Below are 15392 nucleotides of genomic sequence, written 5' to 3'. Positions count from 1 at the left end.
AAATCGATATTCTTAGTACGACCACAGATCTTGTTCGTAGTTAAATATTTTTTCTTTGATATTTTCACCTTCAAGTAAACGAAGGATCGGGTCTTTGATGTAATCTTTCAAACGGCGATCGTAAGGATTGTCCATTGTAGACTTGGTAATATAGCTGCTGAACATTCGGTTTTCAAACAGCTCTTCCCATGTCATACGTGCTCCAAAGTTTTTACCGTTAAATGCTTCGTAGCGTGAAAGAACACCACGGGCATCGGGATAATAAATCCAAAACATCGGGAACATTCCTACAAACGTACCTTGCGTTGTATAAACCGGTTTTACAGGACAAATACCCAGAATGCGTACAAACATGCGTGACGATTCTTTATCGAACACCCATTCTTCTTTCATCCGAAATTGATAAATACTGTCAGGATCAAACTCACGTGTACGAACTTCGTAACGTTCTATATTACCCTGCATATCATACACAGGAACCGTATCAACCCCACCCGCAAATGCTTCCATTACTTTTTGAGGCGTGAGCGGTGTTGTAAAACGATCGTCATTCGCATCAAATGCTGTTATTTCTCTGTCTTTAATTGCTTTTAAGATAATAGCGATGAAGCGTTGGTTACCATTGTCTTCATCTGCCGAATAACGGAAAGGCAGATTCATTTTTTCACGTGTATCGATTTCTCTCCAAACACGCTGACGGTAAACCGCATCGTCCTCACGAATATGCTCATAAGCTAATGGCTGACGGTCTTTGATGAGGTTACGTTCAATTGCCGCATCGTTTCGCAATGAAGGAATAACTGTATCTAAAGAATTGTTTCCTGACTTAGGGACAACAACAATTGGAATATTGGCTTGCGGCTGATTGGATTGCTGCTGCTGGTTATTATTACCGTATGCAGAATTTTGTGGCTGTTGTTGCGTATTCGAAGGAGTATTGCCATAGCCAGAATTGCCATAGCCCGAAGAACCATATCCGGAAGACTGCTGCTGTGTAGTCGTCTTTTTGGTTGTTTTCTTCCTTTGCTGAGCAACAGCACCACCTGATACAATCAGGAACAGCGCTAACATTCCAATACCCAGGTTTTTCATTTTCATTTTGTCCGTTTTATTCTGATTAAACGCAATTTTCGTTGAAATAATATACTGCCGCACAATTAATACAGGTTAAAGAATATTCCTGGAATTCTTCTCCTACCTCCGGGACCTTGTACCTGCACCTCATCCAGCGTAACTGTTGTACCCGGTTTAGCTTTGTTGATGAGATCCTGTACAGCAGAGAATGTATTTCCACTCACCTGGCGGAATTGAGGATCAGGGAAACCAGCACCAGTCATGTAAATAACATATCCTGTAACAGTATACTGAACTCCTTCAAATACAAAGTTTTCTAATTCAGCTCGAACACCTTGTTGTGCCTTAAACACATTCGACTGCATACGACCACCCTTGCTTGGGCCAACCATTGCAACAGGATCAGGAACTGATTTTACACGGAACTCGAAGCTGCTTGGTTTGCCATCAGCATTTACGGTGACGATTGCTTTACCAGGCGAAGCAGGTTTTGCTACATAACGGCCGGGACCAATTTTTGTTAAGCTACCGTTGTTGATACTAACACTTACTTTTTCGTCGCCTACGTTACCACCGCTAACAGCGAGTTCGTTATCTAAACCAATGTATAATACTTTTACTTTTTCGGCACTTACAAACGCACCGGTTGCGGTACCAACTGTATAGTTTATTTCGGTTTCTTTTGTTTGAGGATTACCATCCTGGTCGGTGTAGTTTACAACTACTTTAACCGAACCGCTTGTACTACCCACTTTAAATTTCTTAATGGCCAATCCTTTCTCATTTAATTCAACTGGCGCACCAGCAATAGATACCGTAGGAAGTTTTTGCTTACTGAATGCACCTAAGCCTGCAGTAATTTCCATTTCCTGACCAGGGAAAAGATAGGTTGTGTTAGAGCCAACAATTGGTTCAAACGCATCGAAACGAACTACTACCTGACCTACACGGTTGTGAAACTCATTTACAAGGCGGCTTTCAGTTGTTTTAACGTCGTTCTGGAACTTGCTCAGCATGGTTAATGCTGCAACAGTTGGTGTCATGTGGAAATAGGCATACGCCCATGTAACATTACCGATTTTGCTGTTCTTCAACTTTGGAATTTCAGTGTTGATCGGGAGGTTAGTGGCAAACATTTTTCCAACTTCTGGATCAAGCGCAAGCATTTTTGCTTTGTATTCGTCCAGTTTTTTACGCAGCTTCTCACCTTCACCTTCTTTGTCCATGATGCGGGTGGCAATATCGATATTATCTTCTTTAAACTTCGATTCAGGATCGTTTGGATTATATCCTGCTGCTACTTTAATTTTTGTTTTAATCTGCTCAATATAGTCACTCATCTCTTTTGTGAGCTGAACTGCAGTTTGTGCTTTTGGCATCCACACTTCTGCTTTCGCTTTGGAAGTAGGATCCTGCATTTTCAGTTTAAATGACTCCATAATTGTTTCCGTAGCACGGTTAACAACTGCGTTTGTAGTGGTAAGGCTATTATCGACTACTTTAAATGCATTGATGATTTCTGCTGATACGTTGAGTGCCAACAGTGCTGTTAACACCAGGTACATCAGGTTAATCATCTTCTGCCGGGGCTCTTTAGGTAGTGCCATCTTTTTCGGATTTTGGTTTTAAATCAGGAATAAGTTTTGGTTCGTCTGTTGTTTCATTATTAACGGCCCTGCATTGCATTGATCATGTTACCATAGATGTTGTTCAAGGTGCCGAGGTTCTTAGCTAATGAACCAATTTGCTCTTGTGCTTTTTTAGCATCATCTACACTACCCAACATTGCTTCAGAAGCTTGTGTAAGGTTACCGTAGAACTTATTCATTGCTTTAAGATGATTATTTGTATCCTGTAATTCGAGTTCATAAATTGTATTTAATGAACCGAGGTTTTTCGTCATTACCTGTACTTGCTCGTGGTATGCTTTTGTACCTTCTGCAGCGAGGTTGAACGATGAAACGGTTGATGCAGCTTGTTGGTAAGCATCTTTCATACCGCTTAACACTTTCGCAGCTTCTTTTGATGATGCGCTGAGTTCGCCTGTAGAAGCAACAACATCGCTTACATCTTTAATACCACCAACTGTGCTGTTCAGCTTCTGGAAGTTTTCGCCCAGGCTTTTTAAGTTGGCAGGTGTAATATCTGCTTCGTGTAACATTTTATCTAAAGAGGCCAGCGCAGGAGTTCCTGCAGCACCGGCTGCCGGGGCATGATCATCGTGCAAACCATAACCTTGCGTTGCCAGATAAGCATATACAACGAAAATGCCTGCCTCAGTTAAAAGTCCTACTGTAAGCATCATATCAGCAAAAGAGAGGTGTAAGATTTTAGCCCATGCGCCAAAGATTACTACGGCTGCACCTGCTGATACGATGATGTTTGTGATTTTTTCGGTTGATTTAGAAACTGCCATAAAAGTTGGATTTAAAAAGGTAAATGATGGTTTGAGATTAGCTCAAAAAGCAACGCTTTTGTTCTAAAAAATAAATATTGGGTTTAAAAAATTAAATGCTGTTTAGTATTAACGCTTGCGCATCATTGGAGGAAGGTTAATTACACAACGGAAACCGATGTAAGACTTCGCTGTATCCTGGTACTCGTAGTTACGTGTACTTGTTTGCAGGAAGTAACCAACACTCTGCCAGCTGCCACCACGTACCACTTTACGTTTCATACGGGGAGGATCACTGTCTTTGGCGTTGTAACGGATATCGGGGTTCATGTCATGTGCAAAGTTGTATGCACCTTCATAATATAAAGAACCTGTCCACTCTGCAACGTTACCAGCCATGTTATATAAGCCGAAATCGTTTGGCCAATAAGCATCGGCACGTACTGTGTAGAAACCACCGTCTTCAGGATAGTTACCACGGCCGGGTTTGAAGTTGGCCATTAAACATCCTTTACGGTTACGGAGATAATAGTTACCCCAAGGGAACATTGATTGCGAACGACCGCCACGTGCTGCGTATTCCCACTCAGCTTCAGAAGGCAAGCGGTAGCTCGATTCTGTTGCATATCCTTTTGAATCGTTGTAATCGTTCAGGTAACGGGTACGCCAGTTACAAAACGCAGTTGCCTGTTTCCAGGTAACACCAACCACAGGATAGTTAGCAAATGCAGGGTGTGCAAAATAACGTTGGCTCATGGGCTCGTTGTAACTGTAAGAGAAGTCACGCACCCATACCAATGTATCGGGATAAACCTTTACGGGGTTTTTAATAATAAATTTAGAACGGGGTTCGTTTGGCTTACGGTAAGCAGCAGCTTTGTAATCTACATACTCTTCCTGGTAAATTAATTTATCAGGATCGATTTCCATTTTACCGAAAATACGATCATCCGGAGCCATCATCATCTGACCGAGTTTTTCAAATACATTCTTCTCTTTCCAGATGCCTGCAGCTTTCTTTTTATCGATGCTGTTTGTTTTGGGGTCGATATAACCAAGAATTGTTGCCGCAATAGAATCACGTACATAATATACAAACTGCTTGTACTCGCTGTTGGTAACTTCTGTCGCATCCATCCAGAAACCGCTGATCGATACCTGGCGGTTACGTGCAGTATAGGCATAGTTAATATCTTCATCGCTGGGACCCATGTGAAAAGTACCCTGCGGAATCATTACCATTCCGAGATGAGTATTGTTGTTTTGCTTAGCTCCATAAGCAGCACCAACAAGTTGTCCGTTGTTTGCAGTTTTGGAAGAAGACTTAGACTTACCGCAGCTTACTGCCAGTACGGATAGGGCGGCGATTGTTAGGCAACTTAACAGTTGGTTCTTCATTTGTTAAGAATTTAATTTTCTTGATTAAGGTATTGGACAAATTTAAGTACTCCGCCTTGGAGATTAGCTTAAAATTCATCGCAATGCTAATAATTAATTTTTAATTATTCAAAATGTTTTTAGGCATCAGAAGCATAACGGGGAATTGATTTTTTTATTGTTTTATCAGGATGCAGAACTTAAGAGTGCCTGTATTTCCTGCATTTCAGCAGTAGGCCTGAGGCAGGCATACTCCCTGCATAGATAGAAAAGCGTATTCCCTTGGGGTGTTTCCCTGTTAGATAATAGCGGGAAAGTACGATTGTTTCCTGCGGAAGACTGCAGAATTACGTGAGGTCGGAAAAGCCTGAGAATTTCATCTCGTTTAGTTTCAAAGTCCGGCCCAACTACCGCCAGTTCGGCAAAACCTTTGCTTAATTTCAGCTGAAGCGACGCCCATATGCCGAAAGAGCCCGGGTACTGTACAAACGTATCCTGTAATCCTAAAACCATTTTAGCGCTGCGTTCCCGCCATTCAGGCAAATCAAACAGGATTCCCAGCCGGGCAAGGTTATCGGCCATTACCGCATTGCCGGAAGGTACGGCTCCGTCGTACACCTCTTTTTTTCGGACAACAATGTCGGGTTGTCCTTCTGCGGTAAAGAAGAAATAGCCGGTTTCCTCTTCTCCAAACTGTGCCAGCACATATTCGCACAGCGCTTTGGCTACAAACAGGTAATCCTGGTTGGATGTTATTTCCTGCAACTGCAACAAAGCATTGATAAAAAATGCGTAATCATCTAAAAATGCCGGGAATTTTCTCTCGCCTTCTTTGTACACATGCCAACAGCCGGTTTCTTTCCGGAAGGTTTGTAACAGAAAATCCATGTTGGCAATTGCTTTCTGCCGATATGCTTCGATACCCAATGCTGCAAAAGCCGAACTGTAAGCTGCATTCATCAGCACATTCCAGCCCAAGATAATTTTATCGTCGAGCAAAGGCCGTATCCGTTGCGCACGGGCAGCAAGCAATTTTGCTTTGCACTCTTCCATTATGCTGGTAAATTCCGCTTCGCCCAATCCTTGTTGTTGACAAAAAGCAGCGGCAGTAGTTCTGGTGTGCGGAATATTGACTTCCTCCCAATTACCAGCTTCAGTAATGTTGTAATAATTGCAAAATAATGCTGCATGCTCCTTTAAAATCGCTTCAATTTCAGCTTTACGCCAAGTGTAAAATTTCCCTTCCACCCCTTCGCTATCAGCATCCAACGCAGCATAAAAGCCATTTTCGGGCGAAGTCATTTCCCGTTCTGTAAAGGCAAGCGTTTCTTCAATGGTTTTTTTGTACAGCGGATCTTTTGTTACCTGGTAGGCTTCGCTTAAAACTGTTACCAGCAAGGCGTTGTCGTACAACATTTTTTCAAAATGCGGAACAAGCCATTCCGTATCGGTGCTGTACCGGGCAAAACCTCCACCGATATGATCGTATAAACCACCGGCAATCATTTTATTTAAACTGAGACAAGCCTGGTTTAACGCCTCCGGCTTGGCTGTGAAGTAATGATATTTTAAAAGATACCCGATGGTAAAGGTCTGCGGAAATTTAGGTGCTCTGCCAAAGCCTCCCCATTCTGTATCGGCCGTTTTCATAATGGCTTCAAACATCAAATCGTTGTGCCTGGCAGGAAACAGTTCTTCGGCTGGTAAATCGAACTTCAATATTTTTTGTGTGCCAAACGAGTTTGCGTTCTGCAGATGCTGCACCAATTCTGCTGCCTGTTGTTCAATTTCATCTCTCCTTTCTTTAAAGGCATTAGCAATGCCGTACAACACTTCCTTCCAAGAACTGCGGTTGTATGCACGTACCGGTGGAAAATAAGTGCCGCCATAAAAAGGTTTCAGATCGGGTGTTAAAAAAACATTCAATGGCCAGCCGCCGCTACCCGTCATCGACTGCACCGCATCCATATAAATATGATCAAGATCGGGGCGCTCTTCCCGATCGATCTTGATGTTGATGAAGTGCTTATTCATAATGTCTGCAGTAGCCACATCTTCAAAACTTTCCCGCTCCATTACATGACACCAATGGCAAGACGAATAACCAATACTTACCAGCACCGGTTTATCTTCTGCTTTTGCTTTTTGCAACGCTTCATCTCCCCATGGATACCAATCGACAGGGTTATGGGCGTGTTGTAATAAATAGGGACTGTTTTCTTTCGAAAGCCTGTTAGTATGTTGCATAACAATTTAAGCCATGTTTGAATCAACAAAGCTCGTTCCTTTCACTAAAGAAAATGCAGAATTATTTTGTGAGCTGAGCCAGGAAACGGTCGAGTGCAGAAACCATACTTGGAGCCTGCGGTTCCGGTGCTTTGATCTGTAATTGCAAGCCTGCTTCTTCAACCGCCTTAAATGTATTTGCGCCAAAAGCACCGATAAACGTTCCGTTCTGCTGGTATTTTGGTAAGTTCTCGAACAAACTCTTTACACCGCTTGGAGTAAAAAAGCAAATCACATCAAAGCCGCCTTCTGTAACCAATTCTTTTACATCGTTACTCACGGTTTTGTAAAGAATTGGTGTAGAAAATTCGCAGTTGTGATTACGTAACCAGGTGGTTATTTCGTTGTCAATATTTTCGCTGCAGGGGTATAAAAACTTTTCGTTGCTTTTGTGCTTATTCACCACATCAAACAAACTCTTGTTGGTGCCATCTGCACCATAAAATACTTTCCGCTTACGATAGAGGATAAACTTTTGCAGATATAAAGCAACGGCTTCGGTAATACAGAAATACTTGGTTTCCTGAGAAACAGAGATCCGCATTTCTTCACAGATACGGAAAAAGTGATCGATCGCATTACGGCTGGTAAAAATGACAGCAGAGAAAGCGGTAATATCAATCTTCTGTTTTCTGAAATCTTTTGCAGGAATACCTTCAATCCGTATAAAGGGCTGAAAGGAAAGCTCAACGTTATATTTCCGGGCAAGCTCATAGTATGGTGACTTGTCGGATTCGGGCCTTGGCTGCGTAATGAGGATGCTTTTAATAGCTTTTTCTTTTTGTGGCTTCATACCGTTTTTTCCCATACGTACTTGGAAAATTTCTGCAAAGGTAAGTACAATTCTTTACAAAAATCCAAGCACCAGCTTGTAGATCACCAACAAAGGCGCCACCTCAAAGGCTAAAAAGAATAAAAAGAAATGAAACCTGCCCACCTTCACATCGGACTGAACGGGACTGTATGCCCGGAGAAAACGATATAAGAAAAGCCCGCCCACAATAACCAAAGAAATAGTTATGGCAATGCCCGCCAACTCCCTGTTTGCAAATGCAATGATAAACAGGAACGGCAGCAACAAAATACCAATGATCTTATTGATCAAAAACACAATGAACGAATAAGTACTGGCAGCATTTTTAATACTGAACAACCATCCGCTGAACTCCAGGAAAAGATATTTAGCGATGTACAGCACCGCAACAACAGCAGCTGTTATTAACGGTATAAACACTTCGGGCAGCTGTATGGATACTTTAAAATAACGGATGAGTAAATACACATAAGCGCCGGCTACAATGGCAAACAAACAATTAAACAGCAACGACTGCAGCCCCGATTGCACCAGCTGCTCCCGAATTTGATTTACCCGCAGTGATGTACGGAAAAACACACGGAACATATCGTTGAAATAACGGAGATAGCTTAAACGGAGTAATCCAAACATGAGGGCTATGCCCAGCAAATAATAAAACAACCACTCCTTTTTTTCTACCTGTTTTTCTTTCTCTATCTGAAACTCTGCTTTGGCAAATAATTGAAGCCTGGATGTTTGCAGTACTGCTTTGAAACAGGAATCAATGGCAACCAACGGAATTGCTTTCGTTACAGAATCGACTGGCTGCGTTGCAATTTTCAATGCACTGTCTGCCTTTTGTTGAACAACAGCACTATCCTGTGCCTTTGCAAGCAAACAAATGAAGATGCCGATGAAAAAAATTGTAAAACGCATGGGTTGTTTGCAAAAATACTTAAGCACAATCATCCATCAGAAAAAATTCACGTAACCAAAATGGATTTTACTTTGGCGGAGATTAAACGGTAAGTCGTTGCGTTTACCTGCAGCAAAAGCAATATTAAAAATACCAGCCTTGGTTTCGAACGCCATGCCAAAGCCTGCGCCGAACAGTTGGCTGTTTGTGTTGGCAAACTGGCTGTTGTTACGCACCAAACCACCATCGGCAAAAGCATACAGGAAACTGTTTAAACCCAGCAGTATGCGGTACTCAGTTGTAAGCACAGCATAAGCCGAAGCAAAAATGCTTTCTTCATCGAAACCACGCAACAAACGAAAGCCACCGATTTGGTACAACTCGTTGCGGAAAATGCGTGGACTTTGCACCATGCCTGCATTGATTGCTGTTTTGAATGTTGTTTGTTTACCGGTTTTAAAATAGCGGGCCACACTTGCTTTTAAGCGAAAAGTATATGCCCTTGTGCCAACTGAATCATACAATGCCTGATAATTGAACACCGGATTAAGCGGATCTTTTAAAGATGTAATGTTGTTGTTGGCTCTTATTTTACGAATACCTGCAGAGCCGGTGAACTTCACATCAAAACCTTTTCTGGGGTTAAACCGGTAATCGGTATTGTACCATTCGTATTCAAGACCGATGTTGGATGTTGTCTGATCGATCTGATCGGGCAAACGTTTGCTGTTACGCACAGCAATCGTATCTACCGTTAACAGATTTGATATGAACTGCTGGTAAAAAATCTTTGCACTTCTGTTTCCGCCAAATGCATACAAAACGCCTATCTGCATATTAATGTTTAGGAAGCTGCTGTCCTTTTTCAACCCATCAAAACTCACATCCACACCAAATGGCGAACCAAACAAAAAAGGTTGTTGATAGCCTAACTGTAAACGTGGCGACTGCACCTGTATTTGCTGAAACTGCATGGTTAATGCTTCGCCCAAACCAAATCCATTTTTGAGGTTAAGATTGAAATCGCCTGTAACCAACAATTTATTTCTGCCCGCTTCATCGGTAGCAGGTAAAAAACCAACTAATCCGTTTACCTGGCTGCTTTTCCTTTCCTTGAGGTAAAGATTCACAATAGAACCTGTGCCGAGATAAGTCATGTTCCATTTCTGTTCTTCGTACAGATAGGGCAGCTGCAACAAACGGGAAGAAATAGTCAACAGCTTTTGTTTCTGATAAATAGAACCATCGGATATTTCGAGATAACGCTGCAGAAAACGATTGCTGATTTTCACATCGCCAAAAACTCTTATACTATCTACTTTGTACTCCGGTCCTTTATCAACTTTTAAAACAGCGGTAACATCACCATCCTGTATGGCAAAACTGTCGAGGTACACATTCGCAAATGGATAACCGGTATTTTCCAGTTTATCAAGAATTTTTACCTGCAGCTGTTGTATAGCAGCATAATCGAGCGCTTGCTTGGTATAGTTGCGATCTCTGTAACCTGCTGCGTTGAGTAATTCTGTTGGTACCGATGATGTGGTAAGCTTCGCCCAACGCCAAGGCTTTCCGAGATACAGCACCACCATTGCCTGTGCTGAATCCATTGTTACCGTATCAACCGATGCGGCAATAAACCCTTTTTTCTGTAACAGCGCCGGCAATTCAAAAATGTATTGTGAGCAGAGATTTTTATCATCAAACTCCTTTTTCAATCCCATTGCGGTAGATACATCTGCAGTATCGGTAAAACGATAGTTGAGCAAATACTTTGTTTGTGCATGGCTGCATAGCAATACCACGCAGGCAACTGCAGTTAATATTCCGGTTTTATAAACAGCTGAACGAAGTTGATGCACGAACGGTTAGTTTTGCAGAATCGAAATTAAGGTTTCGGGTTGATGATGGCAGGCATTTATATTCATATTCCATTTTGCAGACAGGCTTGTAATTACTGTAATTTTCATTTCAGTACCAGTTTGCATTACAAGAACGATTTTGTTGCGGCTTTATTGAATGAGATACAGCTGCAAGCTGCTGCGAACTATTTACAAGACCAGTCTATTGCAACCATTTATTTCGGCGGCGGTACCCCCAGCCTTTTAACTGTTGAAGAACTGCAGCAGATCATGCAGGCATTGCAGCAGCATTTTACTGTTACAGCCGATGCTGAAATAACGCTGGAAGCAAACCCCGATGATGTAACAGACGAAAAACTTGTAGGCTGGAAAACCTTAGGCATTAACCGCCTCAGCATCGGCATTCAATCGCTGTTTGAAGAAGACCTGCAATGGATGAACAGGGCACACACTGCCGAAGAAGCCAAACAGGTAATTACCAAAGCAAGGGCTGCAGGCTTTAACAGCTTTACAGTTGATCTGATTTATGGTACACCGGGATTAACCGATGAAAAATGGTTGAGCAATATAAACTGGGTGTTGCAGCAAAACATCAATCATCTTTCTTGTTATGCATTAACAGTAGAAGAAAAAACGCCGCTGGATAAACTCATCCGTCAACATAAAAAAACAGATGTTGATGCAGAACAACAAAGCAGGCAGTTTATTTTATTGATGAACGAATTGCAAAAAGCGGGTTTTGAACATTACGAAATTTCCAACTTTGCCAAACCGGGTTACCGTAGTAAACACAACAGCAGTTATTGGAAGGGTGTACATTATCTCGGTCTCGGACCATCAGCACATTCGTTTAACGGCATCAGCAGGCAGTGGAATGTTGCCAACAACCAGCAATACATTCAGGCATTACAACAACATACTATTCCTTTCGAAAAAGAAGAACTTACCAAAGAACAACAGCTCAACGAATACATCATGACCAGTCTTCGCTTAATGGAAGGATGCGATCTGCACTATGTTGAACAACGGTTTGGTATTGCTGCTGCTAATCGAATACGAACAGAAGCAGTTGCATTTGTAAGTAAAGGATTACTTACAGCAGCAAACGATCATCTTATTCTTACGCAACCCGGTAAATTATTTGCTGACAGCATTGCTGCTGACCTGTTTGCTTAAAACAAGCTTCACTTTTACATTTCTTCGTTGTACATTGTTTAAAGAATTTCGGTTGCTTTCACCAAAAAATTGCAGCACTATGATGGAGCCGAATATTGACTTTACAGATATGCCTTTCATGCATTTGTTTGGCATCAAAATTCTTGAGCCCTTTACGGTTCTTACAAACATCTTTATTGCTGCAGCCTGCTTTTACGCCTGCTTTCATCTTCGTGCAAAAAAATTAAACCAAACGCTGCCGCAACGTTTACTGTTCCTTTTCTTTTTGTTAATGGGAATATCTACTCTTGCAGGCGGTGTAATAGGTCATGCATTTTTATACGCAACTGGGATGTATGGAAAAATTCCCGGCTGGTACACCGGCATGGCGGCTGTAGCTGCATTTGAAAGGGCCGCAATCATTCACAGCCGTCCATTGATGAATAAACAAATCGGTCGTTTTTTCTCGTGGTTTAATTATGCCGAGATACTGACGTTTATGATTCTTTCGCTTATTACATTACGTTTCTTTTTTGTAATCCTGCATGCAATGTATGGTTTGCTGGTAGTTGTTTTCTGCTTCGAACTCTATGTGTACAGCAAAACAAAAGATGCGGCATTAAAACATATTTTTTATGCAACCGCATGGGGCGCAGCGGCATTGCTTTGTCATGCTTTGCAATTAAGCATCCATTACTGGTTTAATTATAACGATGTAAGTCATATGGCTATGATTGCCGCCATACTGCATTATTACAAAGCAGCCGCAGGTATGCAAACCGAACTTAAAAATGAAGAGATAATTCCTTTACAGCAGCATTAACGCATTAATGCGAAGATGTTTTTGTACGCCTGCTGCTTACAATGTGCTGCACAATACCAATTGCCAGCATCAGCAAAAGTACCCAACCGCCAAAACCTGTAAATGAAAGAGGCATCGTTGTTTGTTTGTATAAAGTTACAAAGAGATGTTTGCTGATGTGCGCCAGCCATCAACTTTAACACTAAGTAACAGGAATACCTTACTGCTGCAACACATATTCTGCCGGAGAAAGCTTCCATTGCTGATCGAAAAAGCCGGCAAGCTTGATTGCTTTGTCATCGCCTTTCAGCATATCGCTGTTAAAGATCATGAAATCGGGGAAACCGCTTCCGCCTGCAAAATACTGGTTGGCATAGGCCGCTTTCATTCCCGCTGTGCCGGTTGCTGCCACTACACCTGTAAGCAAGGTTGGATCTTTCTGTGGCCAAATAAAATATGCTGCAAGATTGTTTCCTTTCCAACTTGCATCACCTGCTTTTAGTTCATTGTTGTTTACTTGTATAGGACAATTGCTGAGCAGAGTTTTCCATGCAGCATTGGTATTCGCATTTCCGTAGAGTATAACATTTCGTCCTGCATACTTCGCAGGAGAATATTCTTTGTCGGTAATAATATCAACCGCACCGTTACCTCGGTAATACCAGGTTTCAGCATCGTACACAGCTTTGTTCATCACTGTTTCTTTTTCCTCTGCAGTTCCGCCGGTTGCAACAACAAACAACATGTGATGATTGAATGCTTCCTTAAACGTACCATAACGTACAGGGTTTTTCTCATACACATCCGGCTTTGCGGCAACAACCCATTTGCCGTTTTCTTTTCTTACAAAAATTGTATCATTTGCAGAAGATGTTTTATACAAAACAGCATTAGTACTGTCCAACACAATCTTCACTTCTGCAGCAGCACCAAAATTGTTCAACGCTAATTGCAGCAACAATACATTTTCTGTTGAACCGGTAATGGATTTTGCTGCACGGTTTCGTTGCAGTTGAATACGGCTGTACTGTAAAGGATGCAGCTGTTGATAGATTGTTGCCCAACGATACGTTGCAGCAATACCCGGACTTGAAGTTGTAAAGTCAATTGTGTTAACAACTGTATCATGCGGAATACTGTGCCACTTAAAAAAGCTGAAGATGTGTGGCCAATCTACACTCTGGTCGCCAAACCAATGTTCACCACCGGGATATTCATAGTAGTTATAATCACTGTGAAAATCGGCGAGTACTTTGCGCATTTGCCGTGCATACGTTACAGGCACAACTTTATCCGAATCGCCATGCAAAATGTATACGCCAAGCGGTTTATAATTGAATGCAAGCTTGGGCACATCGCTTTGATTACCTGCACGCAGTAGTATTTTTTCCGAAGCACTTCTGCTGCTGTCAGGTATGCGTCCGTCGGCAGAGCCATAATCTTTCAACGAAGCATAACCTGCTGCCGGAGCAATGGCTGCCCATTTATCAGAATAAGTTGCACCAAGAAACCAGGTACCATGGCCACCCATTGAGTGACCGGTTAAATAAACCTGTTGAGGATTAGGTTGAAAAGTTTGCCTGGCAATTGTCAACACCTCTAATGCATCCAATCGTCCCCAATCTTCCCAGTTAAACCCACGTGGCCTGCGGTTGGTTGCTGCCACCAATGTGCCCCAGTCTTTTGATTTGTAAGCACGTGCCTGCCCTATTGCTTCCACACCTGCACCATGCACCGAAAGAAATAACGCTGCATTACTTTTCCAGCCGCCAAGTTGTGGTGTAACGGCATAGTATTGCAAGCTGCCGTCGATTGTACTGATGAATGTATTGCTGTAGTGACTTCCGTTTTCTACTGCTTCCAATGTGATTGTTTTTTCATCTACCGCTTTGCCGTTCTGCAACAACAAAACCTTGCAATTGTATTTGCCTTTTGCTGTAATAGCTGATGCATCTGCTTCGATGATTATTTTTCGTGTAACAAATGCAGGAACAGATGGAATTACTACTGTTATTTCTTTGCCGGCTACAAATGTTTGTACCTGCATATTCTTTACTACAGATGCAGAAGTGTTCGCCACAACCAACGCTGCGTTTATTTTTTTATTTGGTTGGCTTACATCAATAATTGGTATTGTAACATCGTTGGTTAAAAGCTGTACAGGCTTAACATTAAGAATAAGCTCCGGTAACACATTGGCAGCACGCACATAAAATTCATTCAAACCCTTTTTAAGAAGTACAGGCACATACATATAACCTGCACTGTACGGATCGCCCATGTGTGGTGCCCCGTTTACATATACCGCACTGTTGCCCATAATATTCAACAACGCCGGTTGTGCTTTCGTGCTGTTGTAAGTGAGATATAAATAATCGCTGCCTCTGTCTGCAGAACCCGGATTTAAAAACGGATTGGTACTGCGTTGAAAGTTTCGGCCAAACACACGAAAACGTCCGCTGCTGTCTGCAGTTATTTCACGCCAAAGGATTTGTTCGCCCTTTTCAGTGGTTGTAAAAACAGCGTTGACTGATGGTTTTACCAATGTGCCGTTATACATGTTCCATGCAAGCAGATCGGTATAAATTGCTTCCCGCCCGTAACGACTGCCGCTTGCAACGGCAAGGCCTTTCGTGAAACGAACAGTATCCTGTGCAAAAACTCCGCTAAAAAAAAGAAAGAATAGAATAACTATAATTGAACGTACCATCTTCGTTTGAATTAGTTGA

11 protein-coding genes are annotated in these 15392 nt (G+C 42.1%); 2 read left to right on the top strand and 9 right to left on the bottom strand.

All coding sequences use genetic code 11. The features are described 5' to 3' along the window. Positions 1-12: 12 nt before the first annotated feature. The 8 genes from porN to IQ13_RS07470 form a co-directional block, all read right to left on the bottom strand. Positions 13-1098 carry a type IX secretion system ring subunit PorN/GldN gene (gene porN, locus IQ13_RS07505; RefSeq protein ID WP_144885560.1) on the bottom strand — a complete coding sequence of 362 codons (1086 nt, stop codon included), beginning with the start codon at positions 1096-1098 and terminating at the stop codon, positions 13-15. Positions 1099-1157: 59 nt separating this feature from the next. Then, positions 1158-2681, bottom strand: coding sequence for a type IX secretion system motor protein PorM/GldM (gene porM / locus IQ13_RS07500; protein ID WP_242009496.1), 1524 nt, complete (start codon positions 2679-2681; stop codon positions 1158-1160). Between the two features lie 59 nt (positions 2682-2740). Further along, a complete protein-coding gene (porL, locus tag IQ13_RS07495) occupies positions 2741-3490 on the bottom strand; it encodes a type IX secretion system motor protein PorL/GldL (RefSeq protein WP_144885558.1) in 750 nt (249 codons plus the stop codon). Between the two features lie 108 nt (positions 3491-3598). Then, positions 3599-4867 carry a T9SS ring complex lipoprotein PorK/GldK gene (porK, locus tag IQ13_RS07490; RefSeq protein ID WP_144885556.1) on the bottom strand — a complete coding sequence of 423 codons (1269 nt, stop codon included), beginning with the start codon at positions 4865-4867 and terminating at the stop codon, positions 3599-3601. A 165-nt stretch (positions 4868-5032) separates the two neighbouring features. Further along, entirely contained in the window at positions 5033-7093 is a 2061-nt protein-coding gene (locus IQ13_RS07485; RefSeq protein WP_144885553.1) for a thioredoxin domain-containing protein, read from the bottom strand. A gap of 61 nt (positions 7094-7154) precedes the next feature. Beyond that, complete coding sequence (locus IQ13_RS07480; protein ID WP_144885551.1) at positions 7155-7925, bottom strand: uroporphyrinogen-III synthase; 771 nt, start codon at positions 7923-7925, stop codon at positions 7155-7157. A gap of 54 nt (positions 7926-7979) precedes the next feature. Then, positions 7980-8864 (bottom strand): DUF4271 domain-containing protein, encoded by an 885-nt coding sequence (locus IQ13_RS07475; RefSeq protein ID WP_158637347.1) that lies wholly within the window; start codon positions 8862-8864, stop codon positions 7980-7982. A 36-nt stretch (positions 8865-8900) separates the two neighbouring features. Continuing rightward, positions 8901-10706 (bottom strand): BamA/TamA family outer membrane protein, encoded by a 1806-nt coding sequence (locus IQ13_RS07470; protein WP_144885547.1) that lies wholly within the window; start codon positions 10704-10706, stop codon positions 8901-8903. 42 nt (positions 10707-10748) lie between these two features. Between IQ13_RS07470 and hemW the strand changes: the two genes are divergently transcribed. Beyond that, on the top strand, positions 10749-11882 hold the full coding sequence (gene hemW, locus IQ13_RS07465) for a radical SAM family heme chaperone HemW (protein WP_317129338.1): 1134 nt from the start codon (positions 10749-10751) through the stop codon (positions 11880-11882). Positions 11883-11961: 79 nt separating this feature from the next. Then, positions 11962-12684 carry a DUF6962 family protein gene (locus IQ13_RS07460; protein ID WP_144885545.1) on the top strand — a complete coding sequence of 241 codons (723 nt, stop codon included), beginning with the start codon at positions 11962-11964 and terminating at the stop codon, positions 12682-12684. 199 nt (positions 12685-12883) lie between these two features. Here IQ13_RS07460 and IQ13_RS07455 read toward each other — a convergent pair whose 3' ends face one another. After that, positions 12884-15373, bottom strand: coding sequence for a prolyl oligopeptidase family serine peptidase (locus tag IQ13_RS07455; RefSeq protein WP_144885543.1), 2490 nt, complete (start codon positions 15371-15373; stop codon positions 12884-12886). Between the last annotated feature and the right edge of the window lie 19 nt (positions 15374-15392).

The sequence above is a fragment of the Lacibacter cauensis genome (assembly GCF_007830055.1).
GTDB lineage: Bacteria > Bacteroidota > Bacteroidia > Chitinophagales > Chitinophagaceae > Lacibacter > Lacibacter cauensis.
Note: the sequence above shows the minus strand (reverse complement) of the source record. Positions and strands in the feature narration are given on the sequence as shown.

What these genes read in the sequence shown, in the direction of transcription:
- IQ13_RS07455 (WP_144885543.1), bottom strand. Translation starts at nt 15,373, where the DNA reads ATGGTACGTTCAATTATAGTTATTCTATTCTTTCTTTTTTTTAGCGGA.
- IQ13_RS07460 (WP_144885545.1), top strand. Translation starts at nt 11,962, where the DNA reads ATGATGGAGCCGAATATTGACTTTACAGATATGCCTTTCATGCATTTG.
- porK (WP_144885556.1), bottom strand. Translation starts at nt 4,867, where the DNA reads ATGAAGAACCAACTGTTAAGTTGCCTAACAATCGCCGCCCTATCCGTA.
- IQ13_RS07475 (WP_158637347.1), bottom strand. Translation starts at nt 8,864, where the DNA reads ATGCGTTTTACAATTTTTTTCATCGGCATCTTCATTTGTTTGCTTGCA.
- porM (WP_242009496.1), bottom strand. Translation starts at nt 2,681, where the DNA reads ATGGCACTACCTAAAGAGCCCCGGCAGAAGATGATTAACCTGATGTAC.
- hemW (WP_317129338.1), top strand. Translation starts at nt 10,749, where the DNA reads ATGATGGCAGGCATTTATATTCATATTCCATTTTGCAGACAGGCTTGT.
- IQ13_RS07485 (WP_144885553.1), bottom strand. Translation starts at nt 7,093, where the DNA reads ATGCAACATACTAACAGGCTTTCGAAAGAAAACAGTCCCTATTTATTA.
- IQ13_RS07480 (WP_144885551.1), bottom strand. Translation starts at nt 7,925, where the DNA reads ATGAAGCCACAAAAAGAAAAAGCTATTAAAAGCATCCTCATTACGCAG.
- porN (WP_144885560.1), bottom strand. Translation starts at nt 1,098, where the DNA reads ATGAAAATGAAAAACCTGGGTATTGGAATGTTAGCGCTGTTCCTGATT.
- porL (WP_144885558.1), bottom strand. Translation starts at nt 3,490, where the DNA reads ATGGCAGTTTCTAAATCAACCGAAAAAATCACAAACATCATCGTATCA.